The 18,952-nt window shown below is 69.6% G+C and carries 18 protein-coding genes; 10 read left to right on the top strand and 8 right to left on the bottom strand.

Going from position 1 to position 18,952, the window contains the following annotated elements:
* The first annotated feature begins 2 nt into the window (after positions 1-2).
* From tpiA to ACTWJ8_RS11645, 5 genes are all read left to right on the top strand, one after another.
* Entirely contained in the window at positions 3-758 is a 756-nt protein-coding gene (gene tpiA, locus ACTWJ8_RS11665) for a triose-phosphate isomerase (protein ID WP_356388589.1), read from the top strand.
* Between the two features lie 118 nt (positions 759-876).
* Complete coding sequence (secG, locus tag ACTWJ8_RS11660; protein ID WP_306322637.1) at positions 877-1,107, top strand: preprotein translocase subunit SecG; 231 nt, start codon at positions 877-879, stop codon at positions 1,105-1,107.
* A 231-nt stretch (positions 1,108-1,338) separates the two neighbouring features.
* Positions 1,339-1,674 carry an RNA polymerase-binding protein RbpA gene (locus ACTWJ8_RS11655; RefSeq protein WP_003976875.1) on the top strand — a complete coding sequence of 112 codons (336 nt, stop codon included), beginning with the start codon at positions 1,339-1,341 and terminating at the stop codon, positions 1,672-1,674.
* A gap of 185 nt (positions 1,675-1,859) precedes the next feature.
* Positions 1,860-3,515 carry a glucose-6-phosphate isomerase gene (pgi, locus tag ACTWJ8_RS11650; protein ID WP_356388308.1) on the top strand — a complete coding sequence of 552 codons (1,656 nt, stop codon included), beginning with the start codon at positions 1,860-1,862 and terminating at the stop codon, positions 3,513-3,515.
* Positions 3,516-3,848: 333 nt separating this feature from the next.
* Entirely contained in the window at positions 3,849-4,070 is a 222-nt protein-coding gene (locus ACTWJ8_RS11645; protein ID WP_356388591.1) for a DUF2087 domain-containing protein, read from the top strand.
* A 61-nt stretch (positions 4,071-4,131) separates the two neighbouring features.
* Here ACTWJ8_RS11645 and pgl read toward each other — a convergent pair whose 3' ends face one another.
* From pgl to tkt, 5 genes are read right to left on the bottom strand one after another with little or no spacing between them, the layout of a single operon-like run.
* Positions 4,132-4,911, bottom strand: coding sequence for a 6-phosphogluconolactonase (pgl, locus tag ACTWJ8_RS11640; protein WP_356388310.1), 780 nt, complete (start codon positions 4,909-4,911; stop codon positions 4,132-4,134).
* A gap of 10 nt (positions 4,912-4,921) precedes the next feature.
* Positions 4,922-6,013, bottom strand: coding sequence for a glucose-6-phosphate dehydrogenase assembly protein OpcA (opcA, locus tag ACTWJ8_RS11635; protein WP_356388312.1), 1,092 nt, complete (start codon positions 6,011-6,013; stop codon positions 4,922-4,924).
* Positions 6,010-7,545, bottom strand: coding sequence for a glucose-6-phosphate dehydrogenase (zwf, locus tag ACTWJ8_RS11630; protein ID WP_356388314.1), 1,536 nt, complete (start codon positions 7,543-7,545; stop codon positions 6,010-6,012). The genes opcA and zwf overlap by 4 nt, the downstream gene beginning before the upstream one ends.
* 4 nt (positions 7,546-7,549) lie before the next feature.
* Positions 7,550-8,668 carry a transaldolase gene (gene tal / locus ACTWJ8_RS11625; RefSeq protein ID WP_356388316.1) on the bottom strand — a complete coding sequence of 373 codons (1,119 nt, stop codon included), beginning with the start codon at positions 8,666-8,668 and terminating at the stop codon, positions 7,550-7,552.
* Between the two features lie 34 nt (positions 8,669-8,702).
* Positions 8,703-10,790, bottom strand: a complete 2,088-nt coding sequence (gene tkt, locus ACTWJ8_RS11620) for a transketolase (protein WP_356388318.1) — start codon at positions 10,788-10,790, stop codon at positions 8,703-8,705.
* 392 nt (positions 10,791-11,182) lie between these two features.
* On the opposite strand from tkt, the gene ACTWJ8_RS11615 reads away from it, so the two are divergent.
* The 3 genes from ACTWJ8_RS11615 to ACTWJ8_RS11605 all read left to right on the top strand — a co-directional run bounded on the left by ACTWJ8_RS11615 (position 11,183) and on the right by ACTWJ8_RS11605 (position 13,764).
* A complete protein-coding gene (locus ACTWJ8_RS11615) occupies positions 11,183-12,133 on the top strand; it encodes a heme o synthase (RefSeq protein ID WP_443264871.1) in 951 nt (316 codons plus the stop codon).
* Positions 12,134-12,226: 93 nt separating this feature from the next.
* Complete coding sequence (locus tag ACTWJ8_RS11610; protein WP_356388320.1) at positions 12,227-12,562, top strand: hypothetical protein; 336 nt, start codon at positions 12,227-12,229, stop codon at positions 12,560-12,562.
* 107 nt (positions 12,563-12,669) lie between these two features.
* A complete protein-coding gene (locus ACTWJ8_RS11605; RefSeq protein ID WP_443263756.1) occupies positions 12,670-13,764 on the top strand; it encodes an amidohydrolase in 1,095 nt (364 codons plus the stop codon).
* Positions 13,765-13,802: 38 nt separating this feature from the next.
* Here the strand turns inward: ACTWJ8_RS11605 and ACTWJ8_RS11600 are convergent, their stop codons facing one another.
* From ACTWJ8_RS11600 to ACTWJ8_RS11590, 3 genes are all read right to left on the bottom strand, one after another.
* Entirely contained in the window at positions 13,803-14,798 is a 996-nt protein-coding gene (locus ACTWJ8_RS11600) for a COX15/CtaA family protein (RefSeq protein ID WP_356388324.1), read from the bottom strand.
* A gap of 97 nt (positions 14,799-14,895) precedes the next feature.
* The gene (locus ACTWJ8_RS11595; protein WP_443263755.1) at positions 14,896-15,684 is read right to left on the bottom strand and encodes an ABC transporter permease; all 789 of its coding nucleotides are present in this window, start codon (positions 15,682-15,684) and stop codon (positions 14,896-14,898) included.
* The gene (locus ACTWJ8_RS11590) at positions 15,681-16,604 is read right to left on the bottom strand and encodes an ABC transporter ATP-binding protein (protein WP_356388328.1); all 924 of its coding nucleotides are present in this window, start codon (positions 16,602-16,604) and stop codon (positions 15,681-15,683) included. Before ACTWJ8_RS11590 ends, ACTWJ8_RS11595 begins: the two co-directional genes overlap by 4 nt.
* Before the next feature lie 204 nt (positions 16,605-16,808).
* Here ACTWJ8_RS11590 and ACTWJ8_RS11585 point away from each other — a divergent pair, with 204 nt between their 5' ends.
* The gene (locus tag ACTWJ8_RS11585) at positions 16,809-17,531 is read left to right on the top strand and encodes a helix-turn-helix transcriptional regulator (RefSeq protein WP_356388330.1); all 723 of its coding nucleotides are present in this window, start codon (positions 16,809-16,811) and stop codon (positions 17,529-17,531) included.
* On the top strand, positions 17,528-18,952 hold the full coding sequence (gene sufB / locus ACTWJ8_RS11580) for a Fe-S cluster assembly protein SufB (RefSeq protein WP_356388332.1): 1,425 nt from the start codon (positions 17,528-17,530) through the stop codon (positions 18,950-18,952). Before ACTWJ8_RS11585 ends, sufB begins: the two co-directional genes overlap by 4 nt.

Raw genomic sequence — 18,952 nt, 5'->3', positions numbered from 1 at the left:
TGATGGCGGGCAACTGGAAGATGAACCTCAACCACCTCGAGGCCATCGCGCACGTCCAGAAGCTCGCCTTCGCTCTCGCGGACAAGGACTACGACGCCGTCGAGGTCGCCGTCCTGCCGCCGTTCACCGACCTGCGCTCCGTGCAGACGCTGGTCGACGGCGACAAGCTCAAGATCAAGTACGGCGCCCAGGACGTGTCGGCGCACGACTCCGGCGCGTACACGGGTGAGATCTCCGGCCCGATGCTCGCCAAGCTGAAGTGCACCTTCGTGGCGATCGGCCACTCGGAGCGCCGCCAGTACCACGACGAGACCGACGAGATCGTCAACGCCAAGGTGAAGGCCGCGTACAAGCACGGCCTCACGCCGATCCTGTGCGTCGGCGAGGAGCTGGACGTCCGCGAGGCGGGCGAGCACGTCTCCCACACGCTCGCCCAGGTCGAGGGCGGCCTCAAGGACCTGCCCGCCGAGCAGGCCGAGACCATCGTCATCGCGTACGAGCCGGTGTGGGCCATCGGCACCGGCAAGGTGTGCGGCGCCGACGACGCGCAGGAGGTCTGCGCGGCGATCCGCGGCAAGCTCGCCGAGCTGTACTCGCAGGACGTCGCCGACAAGATCCGCATCCAGTACGGCGGCTCCGTGAAGTCCGGGAACGTCGCGGAGATCATGGCCAAGCCCGACATCGACGGCGCGCTGATCGGCGGCGCCTCGCTGGACGCGGACGAGTTCGTCAAGATCGTTCGCTTCCACGAGCAGTGACACGATCAGCGAGTAGGCGCTAGGCGCCATACGTCGTACCCTTGCGGGGCCGAGGCTCTTCGCCGAGCTTCGGCCCCGTCGTCCAAATAAGTCCGAGGAAGTTGGTCCAGCCGTGGTTATGGGGTTCTCGATCGCCCTGATCGTCTTCAGCCTGCTGCTGATGCTCCTTGTGCTGATGCACAAGGGAAAGGGTGGCGGCCTCTCCGACATGTTCGGTGGCGGCATGCAGTCCTCCGTCGGCGGCTCCTCGGTCGCCGAGCGGAACCTGGACCGGATCACGATCGTGGTCGGTCTGCTGTGGTTCGCGTGCATCGTGGTGCTCGGCATCCTGATGAAGATCAACAACTGACTTCCGGGCCCCGGCCGACCGCGTCGGCCCGCCACAACCGCATATCGCTCACGTAAAGCCCCATGTACGGGTACGCGCCCAACAGCGCGGCCTATCATGGGGCTTGCGTCTGGGGAGCGATGTAACTCCAATCACTGGACGCGCGTTGGGCCTTACGTAGACTGAGGCGCTCCGCGGCGAAGCGCGAACGCCGACACGCTTCGCGGCACCATCACGCAGGGAGTTACGACCGTGGCAAGTGGCAACGCGATCCGAGGAAGTCGGGTCGGGGCGGGGCCGATGGGTGAGGCCGAGCGCGGCGAGTCCGCGCCGCGCCTGCGCATCTCCTTCTGGTGCTCGAACGGGCACGAGACGCAGCCGAGCTTCGCCTCCGACGCGCAGGTGCCGGAGACCTGGGACTGTCCGCGCTGCGGCTTCCCGGCCGGGCAGGACCGGGACAACCCGCCGGACCCGCCGCGTACGGAGCCGTACAAGACGCACCTGGCCTACGTCAGGGAGCGGCGCAGCGACGCGGACGGCGAGGCGATCCTCGCCGAGGCGCTCGCGAAACTGCGGGGCGAGATCTGACCGACCGACGGGACGGGCCGGGCACCGGGGAAGGTGTCCGGCCCCTTCTCGTGGTGCCGCGCGCACCCCCTCTCGTCCCTCGTTCGTGTGGACACCGAAAGGCCCGATTCACCCTGATCAATTAGGTTGGGTGGGAGCAGCGGGGCACGTACGTACACGGGTACGAGAGAAGGCTGAAGTTCGAGATGAACGCGTCCGACAAGCAGACAGCACCGACCCAGACGCCCGAGTGGCAGGCGCTCGTCAAGCACCGCGAGCAGCTGGGCGACGTACAGCTGCGGGAGCTGTTCGAGGCCGATCCCGCGCGCGGATCGGAGTGGACCCTCGATATCGGTGATCTGCACGTCGACTACTCGAAGCATTTGGTCACCGACGAGACGCTGCGGCTGCTGCGCGAGCTGGCGCGGGCGACCGACGTGTTCGGGCTGCGCGACGCCATGTTCCGCGGCGACAAGATCAACACCACCGAGGACCGGGCCGTCCTGCACACCGCGCTGCGCGCCCCGCGCGACGCCGTGATCGAGGTCGACGGCGAGAACGTGGTGCCGGGCGTGCACGCCGTGCTCGACAAGATGGCCGCCTTCGCCGACCGGGTCAGGTCGGGGGAGTGGACCGGACACACAGGCAAGCGCATCAGGAACGTCGTCAACATCGGCATCGGCGGCTCCGACCTCGGGCCCGCGATGGCGTACGAGGTGCTGCGCTCCTTCACGGACCGCGAGCTCACCGTCCGCTTCGTGTCGAACGTCGACGGCGCGGACCTGCACGAGGCCGTACGGGACCTGGACCCGGCCGAGACGCTGTTCATCATCGCCTCGAAGACCTTCACCACGATCGAGACGATCACCAACGCGACGTCCGCGCGGAACTGGCTGCTCACCGAGTTGAGGGCCGATCAGGAAGCCGTCGCCAAGCACTTCGTGGCGCTGTCGACCAACGCCGAGAAGGTGTCGGAGTTCGGCATCGACACGGACAACATGTTCGAGTTCTGGGACTGGGTCGGCGGACGTTATTCGTACGACTCCGCGATCGGCCTGTCGCTGATGATCGCCATCGGCCCGGACCGCTTCCGCGAGATGCTCGACGGTTTCCACCTCGTCGACGAGCACTTCCGCACCGCGCCCGCCGAGTCCAACGTGCCGTTGCTGATGGGCCTGTTGGGCATCTGGTACGGGAACTTCCACGACGCGCAGTCGCACGCCGTGCTGCCGTACTCGCACTACCTCTCCAAGTTCACCGCGTACCTCCAGCAGCTCGACATGGAGTCGAACGGCAAGTACGTGCAACGCAACGGCGAGGAGGTCGGCTGGCAGACCGGCCCCGTCGTGTGGGGCACGCCGGGCACGAACGGCCAGCACGCGTACTACCAACTCATCCACCAGGGAACGAAGTTGATCCCGGCGGACTTCATCGGCTTCGCCGAGCCCGTCGCCGATCTGCTGCCGGGCCTCGTCGCCCAGCACGACCTCCTGATGGCGAACTTCTTCGCGCAGACCCAGGCGCTCGCCTTCGGCAAGACGCCCGACGAGGTGCGCGCCGAAGGGGTGCCCGAGGAGCTGGTGCCGCACAAGACGTTCAAGGGCAACCACCCGACGACCACGATCCTCGCCAAGAACCTCACGCCGTCCGTGCTCGGGCAGTTGGTCGCCCTCTACGAGCACAAGGTGTTCGTGCAGGGCGCCGTGTGGAACATCGACTCCTTCGACCAGTGGGGCGTCGAACTCGGCAAGGTCCTCGCCAAGCGCGTCGAACCGGCGCTCACCGAGGGCGCGGACGTGCCGGGCCTCGACGAGTCGACGAAGGCGCTGGTCGCGAAGTACCGCGAGCTGCGGGGACGTTAATACTTATTGGGGTGCGCAAAGTCCTCTCGGCGGGTGAGACTGCCCGTCCGTGACCCTGCCGGGAGGCACCCTGTGGACCAGCTCATGTCGGCGCTCGCCGATCCCGAACGACTCAGGCTCTACGCGCGCATCGTCCTCGACGACCTGCCACCCCGGGAGGCCGACTCCCCGGTCGCCCGCAAGCACCTCGGCAAGCTGATCGCCGCGGGCCTCGTGCAGCGGCTCGACGACGGGTCGCTGCGGGCCGGGCCCGAGGTCTTCCGCCACCATCGCGCGCCCGACACCGCCGCGGGCGTCCCGCGCCACCTCACCGGGTTCTTCTCGCGGGGCCGGCTGACGGCCATACCGGTGCGCCCCGCCGTCCGCCACGACCTCCTCGTGCACCTCACCGGCACCCTCTTCGACGCCGAGCGCACGTACAGCGAGCGCGAGGTCAACGAGGCGCTGCGGACGGTCCACGACGACACGGCGGCGCTGCGCCGCTACTGCGTCATCGACGGCCTCCTCGTACGGGAGAAGGACGGCTCCGATTACCGGGTGCCGCAGCACGCGTAAGGCCCCGCTTCTTGAAGAAGCTCTTCAAGAAGCGGGGCCTCGGTGCCTGCGGAGGGCGTCGTCACGCGACGGCCGGCGGATACAGCTCCGGCGGGAGCTGCGAGGCCGCGGCCGCGTCGAGCAGCCACAGCGTGCGCGAGCGCCCGTAGGCGCCCGCCGCCGGGGCCTGGATCTCGCCCGCGCCGGACAGCGCGATCGCCGCCGCCTTCGCCTTGTCCTCGCCCGCGGCGAGCAGCCACACCTCGCGCGCCGACCGGATCGCCGGGAGCGTGAGCGTGGTGCGGGTCGGCGGGGGCTTGGGGGCGCCGTGCACGCCGACGACCGTGCGCTCCGTCTCACGGACCGCCGGAAGCTCGGGGAAGAGCGACGCGACGTGCGTGTCGGGGCCGACGCCGAGCATCAGGACGTCGAAGGTCGGCACCGGGCCGTGGTCCTCGGGTCCCGCCGCGTTCGCCAGCTCCGCCGCGTACGCCTCGGCCGCGGCGTCCGCCTCGTACGGCCCGTCCGACGCGGGCATGGGGTGCACGCGCGCGGGGTCGAGCGGAACGGAGTCGAGGAGGGCCTCCTTCGCCTGCGTGTAGTTGCGCTCGGGGTCGCCGTCCGGCAGGAACCGCTCGTCGCCCCACCACAGGTCGATGCGGCCCCAGTCGACCGCGTCCCTGGCGGGCGCCGCCTTCAGCGCCGCCAGCAGGCCGTTGCCGTTGCGGCCGCCCGTGAGGACGACGGATGCGGAGCCGCGGGCGGACTGGGCGTCGACGATCCTGGTGATCAGCCGGGCCGCTGCCGCCTGCGCCATCAGCTCCTTGTCCCGGTGGACGACGAGTTGGGGTGCTGCACTCACTTGTCTGCGCTCACTTCGTCGTTGCCTTCTTGGCCGGAGACTTCTTGGCCGCCGCCTTCTTGGTGGTGGCCTTCTTCGCCGGCGCCTTCTTGGCGGCCGCCTTCTGGGCGGGCGCCGCCGAGGGAGCGGCGGAGGCGGCCGACGCCACCGAGTCCGGCACCGTCGTCTGCTCCGCGGGTTCCCCGAGCCGGTCCACGCCGAACCTCAGCGCTGCGGCGTACGTGTCGTCCGGGTCGAGCCTGCGCAGCTCCTCCGCGATCAGCTCGGACGTCTCGCGGCGCTTGAGCGCGACCGCGCGGTCCGGCTGGCCCTGGATGGAGAGCGTGGCCAGGGTGCCGTCGGCCCGGTCGAGCACGATGGGACCGCTGGTGGACTCCATGCGTACGCCGGTCAGGCCGGGGCCCGCCGACAGATTGCGCCGCACCGGGACGTCGAGCCGGTCCGCGAGCCACATCGCGAGCAGCTCGCAGCTCGGGTTGAACTCCTCGCCCTCGACCTCGACCGAGGTGACGTCGGTCGTCACCTGGTCGAGCGCGGCGGCCAGCATGGAGCGCCACGGCGTGATCCGGGTCCAGGACAGGTCCGTGTCGCCGGGGGCGTAGGACTCGGCCCGCGCCTCCAGCTCGTGGATCGGCTGCTCGGCCGCGTACGTGTCCGTGACGCGGCGCTGGGCCAGGGCGCCGAGCGGGTCGTTCGCGGGGTCCAGCGGGGCGTCCACGGGCCACCAGACCACCGTCGGGGCGTCCGGCAGGAGCAGCGGGAGCACGACCGACTGGGCGTGGTTGACGACCTCGCCGTACAGCCGCAGGACGACGGTCTCGCCCGTGCCCGCCTCGGCGCCCACCCTGACCTCGGCGTCGAGCCGGGACTTGGTGCGGTCGCGGGGGGAGCGGGAGACCCGCTTGATGACCACGAGGGTGCGCGAGGGGTGCTCGCGGGAGGCCTCGTTGGCGGCCTTCAGGGAGTCGTAGGCGTTCTCCTCGTCGGTGACGATGACGAGGGTGAGCACCATGCCGACGGCGGGCGTGCCGATGGCCCTGCGGCCCTTGACGAGCGCCTTGTTGATCTTGCTGGAGGTGGTGTCCGTGAGGTCGATCTTCATGGCCGGCGCCAGCTCCGTCCGTCTCGTGCGAGCATTTCGTCCGCCTCGGCGGGCCCCCACGTGCCGGCCGGGTACTGCGCCGGCCTGCCGTGCTCGTCCCAGTAGCCCTCGATCGGGTCGAGGATGTTCCAGGACAGCTCGACCTCCTCCGTGCGCGGGAAGAGGTTGGCGTCGCCCAGGAGGACGTCGAGGATGAGCCGCTCGTACGCCTCGGGGCTCGACTCCGTGAAGGACTCGCCGTACGCGAAGTCCATGGACACGTCCCGGATCTCCATCGACGTGCCCGGCACCTTGGATCCGAAGCGGACCGTGATGCCCTCGTCCGGCTGGACGCGGATCACGATCGCGTTCTGGCCCAGCTCCTCCGTCGCCGTGTGGTCGAAGGGGGAGTGCGGGGCGCGCTGGAAGACGACGGCGATCTCGGTGACGCGGCGGCCGAGGCGCTTGCCGGTCCTGAGATAGAACGGGACGCCCGCCCAGCGGCGGTTGTCCACCTCCAGCTTGATGGCCGCGTAGGTGTCGGTCTTCGACTTGGGGTCGATGCCCTCTTCCTGGAGGTAGCCGACGGCCTTCTCGCCGCCCTGCCAACCGGCCGCGTACTGCGCGAACACGGTGTCGCGGCCGATGTCCTTCGGCAGCTTCACGGCGCCCAGCACCTTGGCCTTCTCCGCGACGAGCGCGTCCGCGTCGAAGGAGGCGGGCTCCTCCATCGCGGTCAGCGCCATCAGCTGGAGCAGGTGGTTCTGGATGACGTCACGCGCGGCGCCGATGCCGTCGTAGTAGCCGGCGCGGCCACCGATGCCGATGTCCTCGGCCATCGTGATCTGCACGTGGTCGACGTACGACCGGTTCCAGATCGGCTCGAACATCTGGTTGGCGAAGCGCAGCGCCAGGATGTTCTGCACCGTCTCCTTGCCGAGGTAGTGGTCGATCCGGAAGACCTGGTCCGGGTCGAACACCTCGTGCACGATCGCGTTCAGCTCCTTGGCGGAGGCGAGATCGTGGCCGAACGGCTTCTCGATGACGGCGCGCCGCCAGGAGCCCTCGGGCGCGTCCGCCAGCTCGTGCTTCTTGAGCTGCTGGACGACCTGGGGGAAGAACTTGGGGGGTACGGAGAGGTAGAAGGCGAAGTTGCCGCCCGTGCCCTGCGACTTGTCCAGGTCGTTGATGGTCGCCTTGAGCTGCTCGAACGCCTCGTCGTCGTCGAAGTTGCCCTGGACGAAGCGCATCCCCTGGATGAGCTGCTGCCAGACCTCCTCGCGGAACGGCGTGCGCGCGTGCTGCTTGACCGCGTCGTGCACCTCCTGCGCGAAGTCCTCGTCCTGCCACTCGCGCCGGGCGAACCCGATCAGCGAGAAGCCGGGCGGGAGCAGACCCCGGTTCGCGAGGTCGTAAACGGCAGGCATCAGCTTCTTACGTGACAAATCGCCCGTGACGCCGAAAATCACCAGACCCGACGGCCCCGCGATGCGCGGGAGCCGTCGGTCCGCGGCGTCACGGAGCGGATTGCGGTTCGCTCCGTGTGCGGTCAAGGGATCAGCCCTCCGAGGGGGCGAGGCGCTTGAGCTCCGCCTCGGTCGACTTCAGCAGGTCGTTCCAGGACGCCTCGAACTTGTCGACGCCCTCGTCCTCCAGGAGCTGCACGACCTCGTCGTACGAGATCCCCAGCTTCTCGACGGCCTCGATCTCCTTGCGGGACTGGTCGTACGTGCCCGCGATCGTGTTGCCCGTGATCTGGCCGTGGTCCGCCGACGCCTCGAGCGTGGCCTCCGGCATGGTGTTCACCGTGCCGGGAGCGACCAGGTCGTCGACGTACAGGGTGTCCTTGTACGCCTTGTCCTTGACGCCCGTCGAGGCCCACAGCGGACGCTGCTTGTTGGCCTGCGCCTTGTCGAGCGCGGCCCAGCGGTCGGAGGAGAAGACCTCCTCGTACGCCTCGTAGGCGAGCCGCGCGTTGGCGAGACCGGCCTTGCCGCGCGCCGCCTTGGCCTCGTCCGTGCCCAGGGCGTCGATCCGCTTGTCGATCTCGGTGTCCACGCGGGACACGAAGAAGGACGCGACGGAGTGGATGTTGGACAGGTCGAGGCCCTTGGCCTTGGCCTTCTCCAGGCCCGCGAGGTAGGCGTCCATGACCTCGCGGTAGCGCTCGAGGGAGAAGATCAGCGTGACGTTGACGCTGATGCCGTTGCCGATCGTCTCGGTGATCGCGGGCAGGCCCGCCTTGGTCGCCGGGATCTTGATCAGCGTGTTCGGACGGTCGACCAGCCAGGCCAGCTGGCGGGCCTCGGCGACCGTCGCCCTGGTGTTGTGCGCGAGGCGCGGGTCCACCTCGATCGACACGCGGCCGTCCTGGCCGCCCGTCGCGTCGAAGACCGGGCGCAGGATGTCGGCGGCGTCACGGACGTCCGCCGTCGTGATCATGCGGATGGCCTCTTCGACGGTGACCTTGCGAGCGGCGAGGTCGGCGAGCTGCTGCTCGTAGCCGTCACCGCTGGAGATCGCCTTCTGGAAGATCGACGGGTTGGTGGTGACGCCCACGACGTGCTGCTCGTCGATCAGCTCGGCGAGGTTGCCGGACGTGATCCGCTTGCGCGACAGGTCGTCCAGCCAGATCGCGACGCCTTCCTCGGAGAGGCGCTTCAGTGCGTCTGTCATGGAAATTGCATCTCCTACAGGTCGTGTACTGGCGTCAGCGCTGAGCCGCGGCGAGAGATTCCTTCGCCTTCGCGGCCACGTTCTCGGCAGTGAAGCCGAACTCCTTGAAGAGGACCTTGCCGTCCGCGGACGCACCGAAGTGCTCCAGCGAAACGATGCGGCCCGCGTCACCGACGAAGCGGTGCCAGGTAAGACCGATCCCGGCCTCGACGGCCACACGCGCCTTCACCGCGGGCGGCAGGACGCTGTCCCGGTACCCCTGGTCCTGCTCGTCGAACCATTCGACGCACGGCATCGAGACGACGCGGGTGGCGATGCCCTCGGACTCCAGCTGCTCACGGGCCTCGACGGCCAGGTGCACCTCGGAACCGGTGGCGATCAGGATCAGGTCCGGGGTCTCCTTGGAGGCCTCCGCCAGGACGTAGCCGCCCTTGGCGGTGTCCTCGTTCGGCTCGTACGTCGGAACGCCCTGGCGGGTCAGCGACAGGCCGTGCGGGTGCGAGACGCCGAACTCCTTCTTGCCGCGACGGAGGATCTCGCGCCAGGCGATGGCCGTCTCGTTGGCGTCCGCGGGGCGGACGACGTTGAGGCCGGGGATCGCGCGCAGCGACGCCAGGTGCTCGACCGGCTGGTGGGTCGGGCCGTCCTCGCCGAGGCCGATGGAGTCGTGCGTCCACACGTAGGTGACGGGCAGCGACATCAGGGCGGAGAGGCGCACCGCGTTGCGCATGTAGTCGGAGAACACGAGGAACGTGCCGCCGTAGATGCGGGTGTGGCCGTGCAGCGCGATGCCGTTCATCTCCGCGGCCATGGAGTGCTCGCGGATGCCGAAGTGGATCGTGCGGCCGTACGGGTCGGCCTCCGGCAGCGGGTTGCCCTGGGGCAGGAACGACGACGTCTTGTCGATCGTCGTGTTGTTCGAGCCCGCGAGGTCGGCGGAGCCGCCCCACAGCTCGGGGATCACACCGCCGAGCGCCTGGAGGACCTTGCCGGACGCGGCGCGGGTGGCGACGCCCTTGCCGGTCTCGAAGACGGGGAGCTTCTCCTCCCAGCCGGCCGGCAGCTCGCCCGCGTTGATGCGGTCGAACTCGGCGGCGCGCTCCGGGTTGGCGGCGCGCCACTCGGCGAGCCGCTTGTCCCACTCGGCCTTGGCCTGCGCGCCGCGCTCCAGGGCGCCGCGCGTGTGGTTGATGACCTCGTCGGAGACCTCGAAGGTCTTCTCGGGGTCGAAGCCGAGGACGCGCTTGGTGGCGGCCACCTCGTCGTCGCCGAGCGCCGAGCCGTGCGCGGCCTCGGTGTTCTGCGCGTTCGGGGCGGGCCAGGCGATGATCGAGCGCATGGCGATGAAGGACGGCTTGTCCGTGACGGCCTTCGCGGCCTCGATGGCCTCGAAGATCGCCTTCGGGTCCAGGTCGCCGTCGGCCTTCGGCTCGACGCGCTGGACGTGCCAGCCGTACGCCTCGTAGCGCTTGCAGGTGTCCTCGGAGACGGCGGTCTCGGTGTCGCCCTCGATCGAGATGTGGTTGTCGTCCCACAGCAGGATCAGGTTGCCGAGCTGCTGGTGGCCCGCCATGGAGGAGGCCTCGGCGGAGATGCCCTCCTGGAGGCAGCCGTCGCCGGCGATCGCGTACACGTAGTGGTCGAACGGGGACTCGCCGGCCGCGGCCTGCGGGTCGAAGAGGCCGCGCTCGTAGCGGGCGGCCATGGCCATGCCCACCGCGTTGGCGACGCCCTGGCCGAGCGGGCCCGTGGTGGTCTCGACACCGGTGGTGTGCCCGTACTCCGGGTGGCCCGGCGTCTTGGAGCCCCAGGTGCGGAAGGCCTTGAGGTCGTCCAGCTCCAGGCCGAAGCCGGCCAGGTAGAGCTGGATGTAGAGGGTCAGGGACGAGTGGCCCGCGGACAGGACGAAACGGTCCCGCCCGACCCAGTCGGCGTCCGCCGGGTCGTGCCGCATCACCTTCTGGAAGAGGGTGTACGCGGCCGGGGCCAGGCTCATGGCCGTACCGGGATGGCCGTTACCGACCTTCTGTACGGCGTCGGCGGCCAGGACACGCGCCGTGTCAACGGCCCGCTGGTCCACATCGGTCCACTCGAAGTCTGTGGTGGTCGGCTTGGTGCTCACCCTGGGTCAGGGCTCCTCTCCACATGTCTCATGCCGGTGACGTCCGTCACCGGCCGGTGTCGAGCCTACCTGCGCTGGAACGTGCTTTTTTTTCGACTCGTTCCAGACTGCCGGGAGTCCGTCGGATCCGCCTCCTGACGCGGATCGGCGGGCTTTCGACACCTGAATACGAACGTGCTCAGATGGGGGCTCATCCGTGCCCGGAAAAGCTCATCCGAAGACGCCTTCCGAGGGGTCCGCGCAGCCCCTTTACGGCATGCGGACCAACACGACCCACCCCCACGAAGGGCTGGGTATGGGCAACGTCTAGAGTGGCGTGGTACGCGCGAGCCTTTACCGGGACTTCACATCAAGTGGTCCGCAACGGGGGCTCGCTGGAGTCTCTGTCAGGGGTGTGCGTGACGGCCGTCGAATCCCGTCCAGCGGGAGCGCTGACGAGCAATAGTCGGGGCCAGCGGCCGTTCGGGGCCCGCATCAAGGCGTTCGTGGCGCTGACCAAGCCGCGAATCATCGAACTGCTCCTCATCACCACCGTTCCGGTGATGTTCCTCGCCGAACAGGGCGTGCCCGACCTCTGGCTGGTGCTGGTCACCTGCCTCGGCGGCTACCTGTCCGCGGGCGGCGCCAATGCCCTGAACATGTGGTACGACCGCGACATCGACGCCCTCATGGAGCGCACGTCGCAGCGACCGCTGGTCACCGGCATGGTCAGCCCCAATGAGTGCCTGGCCTTCGGCATCTCCCTCGCGGTGATCTCGACGCTGCTGTTCGGCTTCGCCGTGAACTGGCTGTCGGCCTGGCTGTCCCTGGGCGCCCTGCTCTTCTACGTCGTCGTCTACACGATGATCCTCAAGCGGCGCACCGCCCAGAACATCGTGTGGGGCGGCATCGCGGGCTGCCTGCCCGTCCTCATCGGCTGGTCCTCGGTCACGAACTCCATGTCGTGGGCGCCGATCATCCTCTTCGGGGTGATGTTCTTCTGGACGCCGCCGCACTACTGGCCGCTGTCCATGAAGGTGAAGGAGGACTACGCGCGCGCGGGCGTGCCGATGCTTCCCGTCCTCGCCTCCAACAAGGTCGTGGCCAAGCAGATCGTCGCCTACAGCTGGGTGATGGTCGCGGTGTCGCTGCTGCTCCAGCCGCTCGGCTACACGGGCTGGTTCTACACGGCGGTCGCGCTGCTCGCCGGCGGGTTCTGGCTGTGGGAGGCGCACGGCCTGCAGAACCGGGCCAAGGCCGAGATCACGGGCGCGAAGCTCAAGGAGATGCGGCTGTTCCACTGGTCCATCACCTATGTCTCGCTGCTCTTCGTGGCGATCGCGGTGGACCCCTTCTTGCGCTGATCGTCCTCGCTGCTCTTTCCTTGTGGGGTACGTGGCCCAGGCCACGTACCCCACTTGTCGCTTGTTTGGCTACTCGTCGGTAGCATCCTGTCCATGGCAGAGACTCAAACGGTGGAGCCGACCCGCGGGGCGGCCAGGGACGAGCGTCGCGCGGCCAAGCTGGCCAAGGAGATCGGCGTGTTCGCCAAGGCGCACGGCGGCGCCGAGGGGCAGCTCGCGTACATCGGCGAGCACGGCACGCGCATCGTGCTCGTCGGCGAGGACGGCGGCTGGGGCGACCTGGTGGCCCGCACCTACGAGATCGCGCAGAAGGCCGTCGAGAAGGCCGGCATCACCGTCCACGAGGACTTCGACGGCGACTTCGCGGCCAAGGTCGAGACGGGCCCGTACGAATGGAAGCGGATGGCGGGCATTCAGCTCGGCGGCTGAACGCAGCCGAATCCGGTGCCCCGGGCAAGCGACCGGGTTTGGAGCAACACCAGTCGCCCGTTCACCCGTTAGGACTGTAGGAGCACGGTCCACTCACGGGAGCCCGGATGATCGAAACGCCGTCCCTCGTGGATCAGTACTGCCACGGGGTGCTGCGTACGGAGCTGGGCCTCGGCACCTTCGAGGCCCACCTCGGCCGGGGCGAGGGCCCGCCCGCCCCCGGCACCACCTTCTTCGACACCCAGACCGGGTTCGCCGTGCGCCGCTGGTGCCCGCCGCTGCTCGGCCTCGAGCCCCACTGCCCGCCCGCCCGCTATCTGGCCAGGCGCCGCGAGCTCGGCGTCGTCGAGGCGGGGCGCAGGCTGCTGCGCGGAAGCGGCATCACCACGTACCTCGTGGACACGGGACAGCCCGACGACCTGACCGACCCGGCCGAGCTGGCCTCGGCCGCCCGCGGCGAGGCCCACGAGATCGTCCGCCTCGAACTCCTCGCGGAACAGGTCGCCGACACCTCGGGGACCGTCGAGTCCTTCCTCGCCAACCTCGCCGAATCGGTGCACGCAGCGGCGTCCGGCGCGGTCGCCTTCACCTCCACCGCCGGCGTCCGCCACGGCCTCGCGCTCGACCCCCAGCCGCCGGGACCCGGCGAGGTGCGCGGCGCGGCGGCCCGCTGGCTGGCCGGGCGGCAGGTCGGCGGCGCCCTCACGGACCCCGTGCTGCTGCGGCACCTGCTGTGGATCGCCGTCGCCACCAGCCGCCCGCTGCAACTGCGCTGGGGCCACCTCGACCCCACCGACCCGGTGACGCTCGCCGACTTCGCGCGCGCCACCGCGGGGCTCGGCACGGACGTCGTCCTGCTGCACGGCTACCCGTACCACCGGCACGCGGCGCACCTCGCGGGAGCCTTCCCGCACGTGTACGCGGACCTGGGGCCCGCGCTCGCCCGTACGGGGGCGCGGGCGGCGGGGCTGCTCGCGGAGTTCCTGGAGCTGGCGCCGTTCGGGAAGCTGCTGTTCTCGACCGGCGCGCGCGGGCTGCCGGAGCTGCACGTGGTGGGCGCACACCTGTTCCGGCAGGCGCTCGGGCGGGTGCTCGGCGAGTGGGTGGCCGACGGGGCGTGGTCGCTGAGCGACGCGCAGCGGGTGGCCGGGATGATCGCGTCGGGGACGGCTCGGCGGGTGTACGGGCTCGGCGCGGACTGAGCCGGCTCCGGAGCCCGTACGGATGTGACCGAGGGGCGTCAGACCGCCGAGAGCTCCTGGCCCGACTGGGACGGCAGACCCGGCTCCACCACCGGGCGCTCGCGCAGCGACAGCACCACGCGCAGCACCCCGATCCACACCAGGGCCGAGCCCAGCATGTGCAGGCCGACCAGGATCTCCGGCAGGTCCGTGAAGTACTGGACGTAGCCGATGACGCCCTGCGCCAGCAGGATCAGGAACAGGTCGCGGGTGCGGTGCAGCGGGCCCTTCGGGGCGTCGACGGCCTTGAGGACGAACCACAGGGCGAACGTCAGGGTCACCACGATCCACGCCAGCACGGCGTGCACCTTCGAGACCGTCTCCCAGTCGAGCGGCATGCGGTGCACGTCGCTGGAGTCGCCCGCGTGCGGGCCCGCGCCGGTCACCACGGTGCCGACGAGGATGAGGAGGCCCGCCGCCACCACCAGGAACCACACCAGCTGCTTGATGGCCTTGCCGACCAGCGGACGCGGCTCCGCGTCGCCCTCACGGGTGCGCTGCCACATCAGGACGGCGACCGTCAGGAGGGCCGTCGTCAGGACGAAGTGGGCCGCCACCGTGTACGGGTTCAGGCCGACGAGGACGACGATGCCGCCGAGCACCGCGTTGCCCATCACGATCCAGAACTGGGCCCAGCCGAGCCGGGTGACCGTGCGCCGCCACGGCTTCTGCGAGCGGGCGGCGATGATGGCCCAGCCGACCGCGGCGCACAGCACGTAGGTCAGCATGCGGTTGCCGAACTCGATGGCGCCGTGGAAGCCCATCTCGCTCGTCGCGGTCAGCGACTGGTCGGTGCACTTGGGCCAGGTCGGGCAGCCGAGGCCCGAGCCCGTGAGGCGCACCGCGCCGCCCGTGCAGACGATGATCACCGTCATGACGACGGCGGACATGGCCGCGCGCTGGACGGTCCGCTGCGTGGGGGTCCAGTACTCGGCGATGAAGGCGAGCGGGTTGCGCAGCGCCCGCGCGGCGTCGGTGGGGGTCAGCTTTGGCACGGGCCCATCGTAGGCCGCCGCTTGTGCACGGCTTCACGAGGGGGACGTAACTGGGCCAACTGTGACGGGGGTTACGTCGCCCGGAGGCGGTCGACCGTCACTCCCAGCGGAAGAAGCGGCCCGCCGCGCCGAGTCCCACGACCGCCCAGGCGGCGAGGATCCCGAGGTCGCCCCACGGCATCGACGCGCCGTGCTGCAGCACGTCCCGCAGCCCGTCGGAGAGCGCCGAGATCGGCAGCAGGCCGAGCACCGACTGCGCGGCGTCGGGGAACTTGTCGAGCGGCACGATGACACCGCCACCGACCAGGAGCAGCAGGAACACCAGGTTCGCGGCGGCCAGCGTGGCCTCCGCCTTCAGCGTGCCCGCCATGAGAAGGCCGAGTCCGGAGAACGCCGCCGTGCCCAGCACCAGGAGGAGCAGAACGGCGAACGGGTTCCCGTGCGGCGACCAGCCGAGCGCGAACGCGATGACCGTGAGCAGGACGACCTGGAGCACCTCGGTGACCAGCACGGAGATCGTCTTCGCGGTCATCAGGGCCCAGCGGGGGAGCGGGGACGCGCCGAGCCGCTTGAGCACCCCGTAGCGGCGCTCGAAGCCGGTGGCGATGGCCTGGCCCGTGAAGGCCGTGGACATCACGGCGAGCGCGAGGATGCCGGGGGCGAGGAAGTCGACGGCCTTGCCTGAGCCGGTGTCGACGATGTCGACGGCCGAGAACAGGACGAGCAGCAGCGTCGGGATGACGACGGTGAGCAGCAGCTGCTCACCGTTGCGCAGCAGCATCTTCGTCTCGAGCGCGGCCTGCGTCGCGATCATGCGGGGGAGCGGGGCGGCTCCGGGGTTCGGGGCGTACGTACCGGCGTTGCGGTGCGTGTCGGTGGCGCTCATCCGCGCAGCTCCTTGCCGGTCAGTTCGAGGAAGACGTCTTCCAGGGTGTGCCGCTCCACGGAGATCTTGTCCGGCATCACGCCGTGCTGGGCGCACCAGGAAGTGACCGTCGCGAGGAGCTGCGGGTCCACCTTGCCGCTCACGCGGTACGAGCCGGGGGTCAGCTCGGCCGCCGCCGCGTCCGCGGGCAGCGCCTTGAGGAGCGAGGCCACGTCGAGGCCGGGGCGCCCGGAGAAGCGGAGCGTGTTCTCGGCGCCGCCGCGGCACAGCTGCTCGGGGGAGCCCTGCGTGACGACCTTGCCCGCGTCGACGATCGCGACGTCGTCGGCCAGCTCCTCCGCCTCGTCCATGTAGTGCGTGGTGAGGATGACGGAGACGCCGTCCGCGCGCAGGTCCCGCACCAGGTCCCACGTCGCGTGCCGGGCCTGCGGGTCGAGCCCCGCGGTCGGCTCGTCGAGGAAGACCAGTTCGGGGCGGCCGACCACGGCCATGGCGAGCGCGAGCCGCTGCTGCTGGCCGCCGGAGAGCCGCCGGTAGGTGGTGCGGCCGCAGCTGCCGAGGCCGAGCCGCTCGATGAGGGCGTCGACGTCCAGCGGATGGGCGTGCAGCTTGGCGATGTGCCGGAGCATCTCGTCGGCGCGGGCGCCGGAGTAGACGCCGCCGGACTGGAGCATCACACCGATCCGGGGGCGCAGCGCCGCGGCCTGCTTGACGGGGTCGAGGCCGAGGACCCGGACCGTGCCGGAGTCCGGCCTGCGGTAGCCCTCGCAGGTCTCGATGGTGGTGGTCTTGCCCGCGCCGTTCGGACCGAGAACGGCCGTGATGCCGGGCGCCGCCGTGAGGTCGAGGCCGTCGACCGCGGTCTTGGATCCGTACCGCTTCACCAGACCGGTGACGTGGACGACTGGCTCGGTTCGCATGGTGCGCCAGTCTAAGGACGCGGCGAGGCCTCCGGATGCCCGGCCCCGGGCAGCTCGTCGCCGTACCCCGATTCTGATCGATCAAAGATCGTTTGCGCAGGTCACGCCGCGTATTCACTTAGGTATGCCTAAGTGACGCAGCGCACCGTGCGGCGATCATCGCGCCGCTTGTCAGGGTCTGAGGAATTACGCAACAATGGCGTTGTGAAAAACGTCGGCGAGGCCCCTGAGGAGCTCACGACCGGGGAGCGGTCCACCCGCAACCGGGTCGCGCGCTCCATCCTGGACCACGGCCCGTCCACGGTCGCCGAGCTGGCGGGACGCCTCGGTCTCACGCAGGCCGCCGTCCGCCGCCACCTCGACGCCCTCGTGGCGGACGACGTCGTGACCCCCAAGGAGAAGCGCGTCTACGGAGCCCGCACCCGCGGCCGCCCCGCGAAGGTGTTCGCGCTGACCGACTGCGGCCGGGACGCCTTCGACCAGTCCTACGACAAGCTCGCCGCCGAGGCGCTCCGCTGGATCAAGGAGCAGGCCGGCGGCGACGAGGCGCTCGTCTCCTTCGCCCGTGCGCGCATCGCCGCGCAGGCCGGGCCCTACAAGGAGGCGATCGAGGCCGCGGCCCCCGAGGAGCGCGCCCAGGCCCTGGCAAGGGCCTTGAGCGCGGACGGGTACGCTGCTACGGCGCGTAGCGCACCGGTCGGTGAGCAGCTCTGCCAGCACCACTGCCCAGTCGCCCACGTAGCCGAGCAGTTCCCGCAATTGTGCGAGGCCGAGACCGAAATGTTCTCGCAGCTGCTGGGCACCCACGTACAGCGGCTGGCCACCATCGCCCACGGCGACGGGGTCTGCACGACGTTCATCCCCAAGAACACCCCCAACACGACCACCAACGCATCTGCAAGCACGGCCGGGAGGAACCCCGCATGACTCTCCCCATCGAGGAGACTGCCCACCCTGAGCTCGAGGGCCTGGGCAAGTACGAATACGGCTGGGCGGACTCCGACGAGGCCGGTGCCTCTGCCAAGCGCGGCATCAACGAGGACGTCGTCCGCGACATCTCGGACAAGAAGTCCGAGCCCGAGTGGATGACCAAGCTGCGCCTCAAGGGTCTGAAGCTGTTCGAGAAGAAGCCCATGCCGAACTGGGGCTCGGACCTGTCGGGCATCGACTTCGACAACATCAAGTACTTCGTGCGCTCCACGGAGAAGCAGGCGGAGTCCTGGGAGGACCTGCCCGAGGACATCAAGGCCACGTACGACAAGCTCGGCATCCCGGAGGCGGAGAAGCAGCGCCTCGTCGCCGGTGTCGCGGCCCAGTACGAGTCCGAGGTCGTGTACCACCAGATCCGCGAGGACCTGGAGGAGCAGGGTGTCATCTTCATGGACACCGACACGGCCCTGAAGGAGCACCCGGAGCTCTTCAAGGAGTACTTCGGCACGGTCATCCCCGCCGGTGACAACAAGTTCGCCGCGCTGAACACGGCCGTGTGGTCCGGTGGCTCGTTCATCTACGTGCCGAAGGGCGTGCACGTCGAGATCCCGCTCCAGGCCTACTTCCGTATCAACACGGAGAACATGGGCCAGTTCGAGCGGACGCTGATCATCGTCGACGAGGACGCCTATGTCCACTACGTCGAGGGCTGCACCGCGCCGATCTACAAGTCGGACTCGCTGCACTCCGCGGTCGTCGAGATCATCGTGAAGAAGGGCGCCCGCTGCCGCTACACGACGATCCAGAACTGGTCGAACAACGTCTACAACCTGGTCACCAAGCGCGCCGTGGCCTACGAGGGCGCGACCATGGAGTGGGTCGACGGCAACATCGGCTCCAAGGTCACCATGAAGTACCCGGCCGTCTACCTGATGGGTGAGCACGCCAAGGGCGAGACGCTGTCCATCGCCTTCGCGGGCGAGGGCCAGCACCAGGACGCCGGCGCGAAGATGGTCCACATGGCGCCGAACACGTCGTCCAACATCGTCTCGAAGTCCGTGGCGCGCGGCGGCGGCCGCACCTCCTACCGCGGCCTCATCGAGATCGGCGAGGGCGCCCCGGGCGCCAAGTCGAACGTGCTGTGCGACGCCCTGCTCGTCGACCAGATCTCGCGCTCCGACACGTACCCGTACGTGGACGTCCGCGAGGACGACGTGTCCATGGGCCACGAGGCGACCGTCTCCAAGGTCTCCGAGGACCAGCTCTTCTACCTCATGAGCCGCGGCCTCTCCGAGGACGAGGCCATGGCGATGATCGTGCGCGGCTTCGTCGAGCCGATCGCCAAGGAGCTGCCCATGGAGTACGCGCTCGAGCTCAACCGGCTGATCGAGCTCCAGATGGAAGGCGCCGTCGGCTGA

The sequence above is a fragment of the Streptomyces sp. SDT5-1 genome, from assembly GCF_052245995.1.
Taxonomy (GTDB): domain Bacteria; phylum Actinomycetota; class Actinomycetes; order Streptomycetales; family Streptomycetaceae; genus Streptomyces.
The sequence above is the reverse complement of the archived record's forward strand: the minus strand, read 5'-3'. Positions and strand labels throughout refer to the sequence as shown.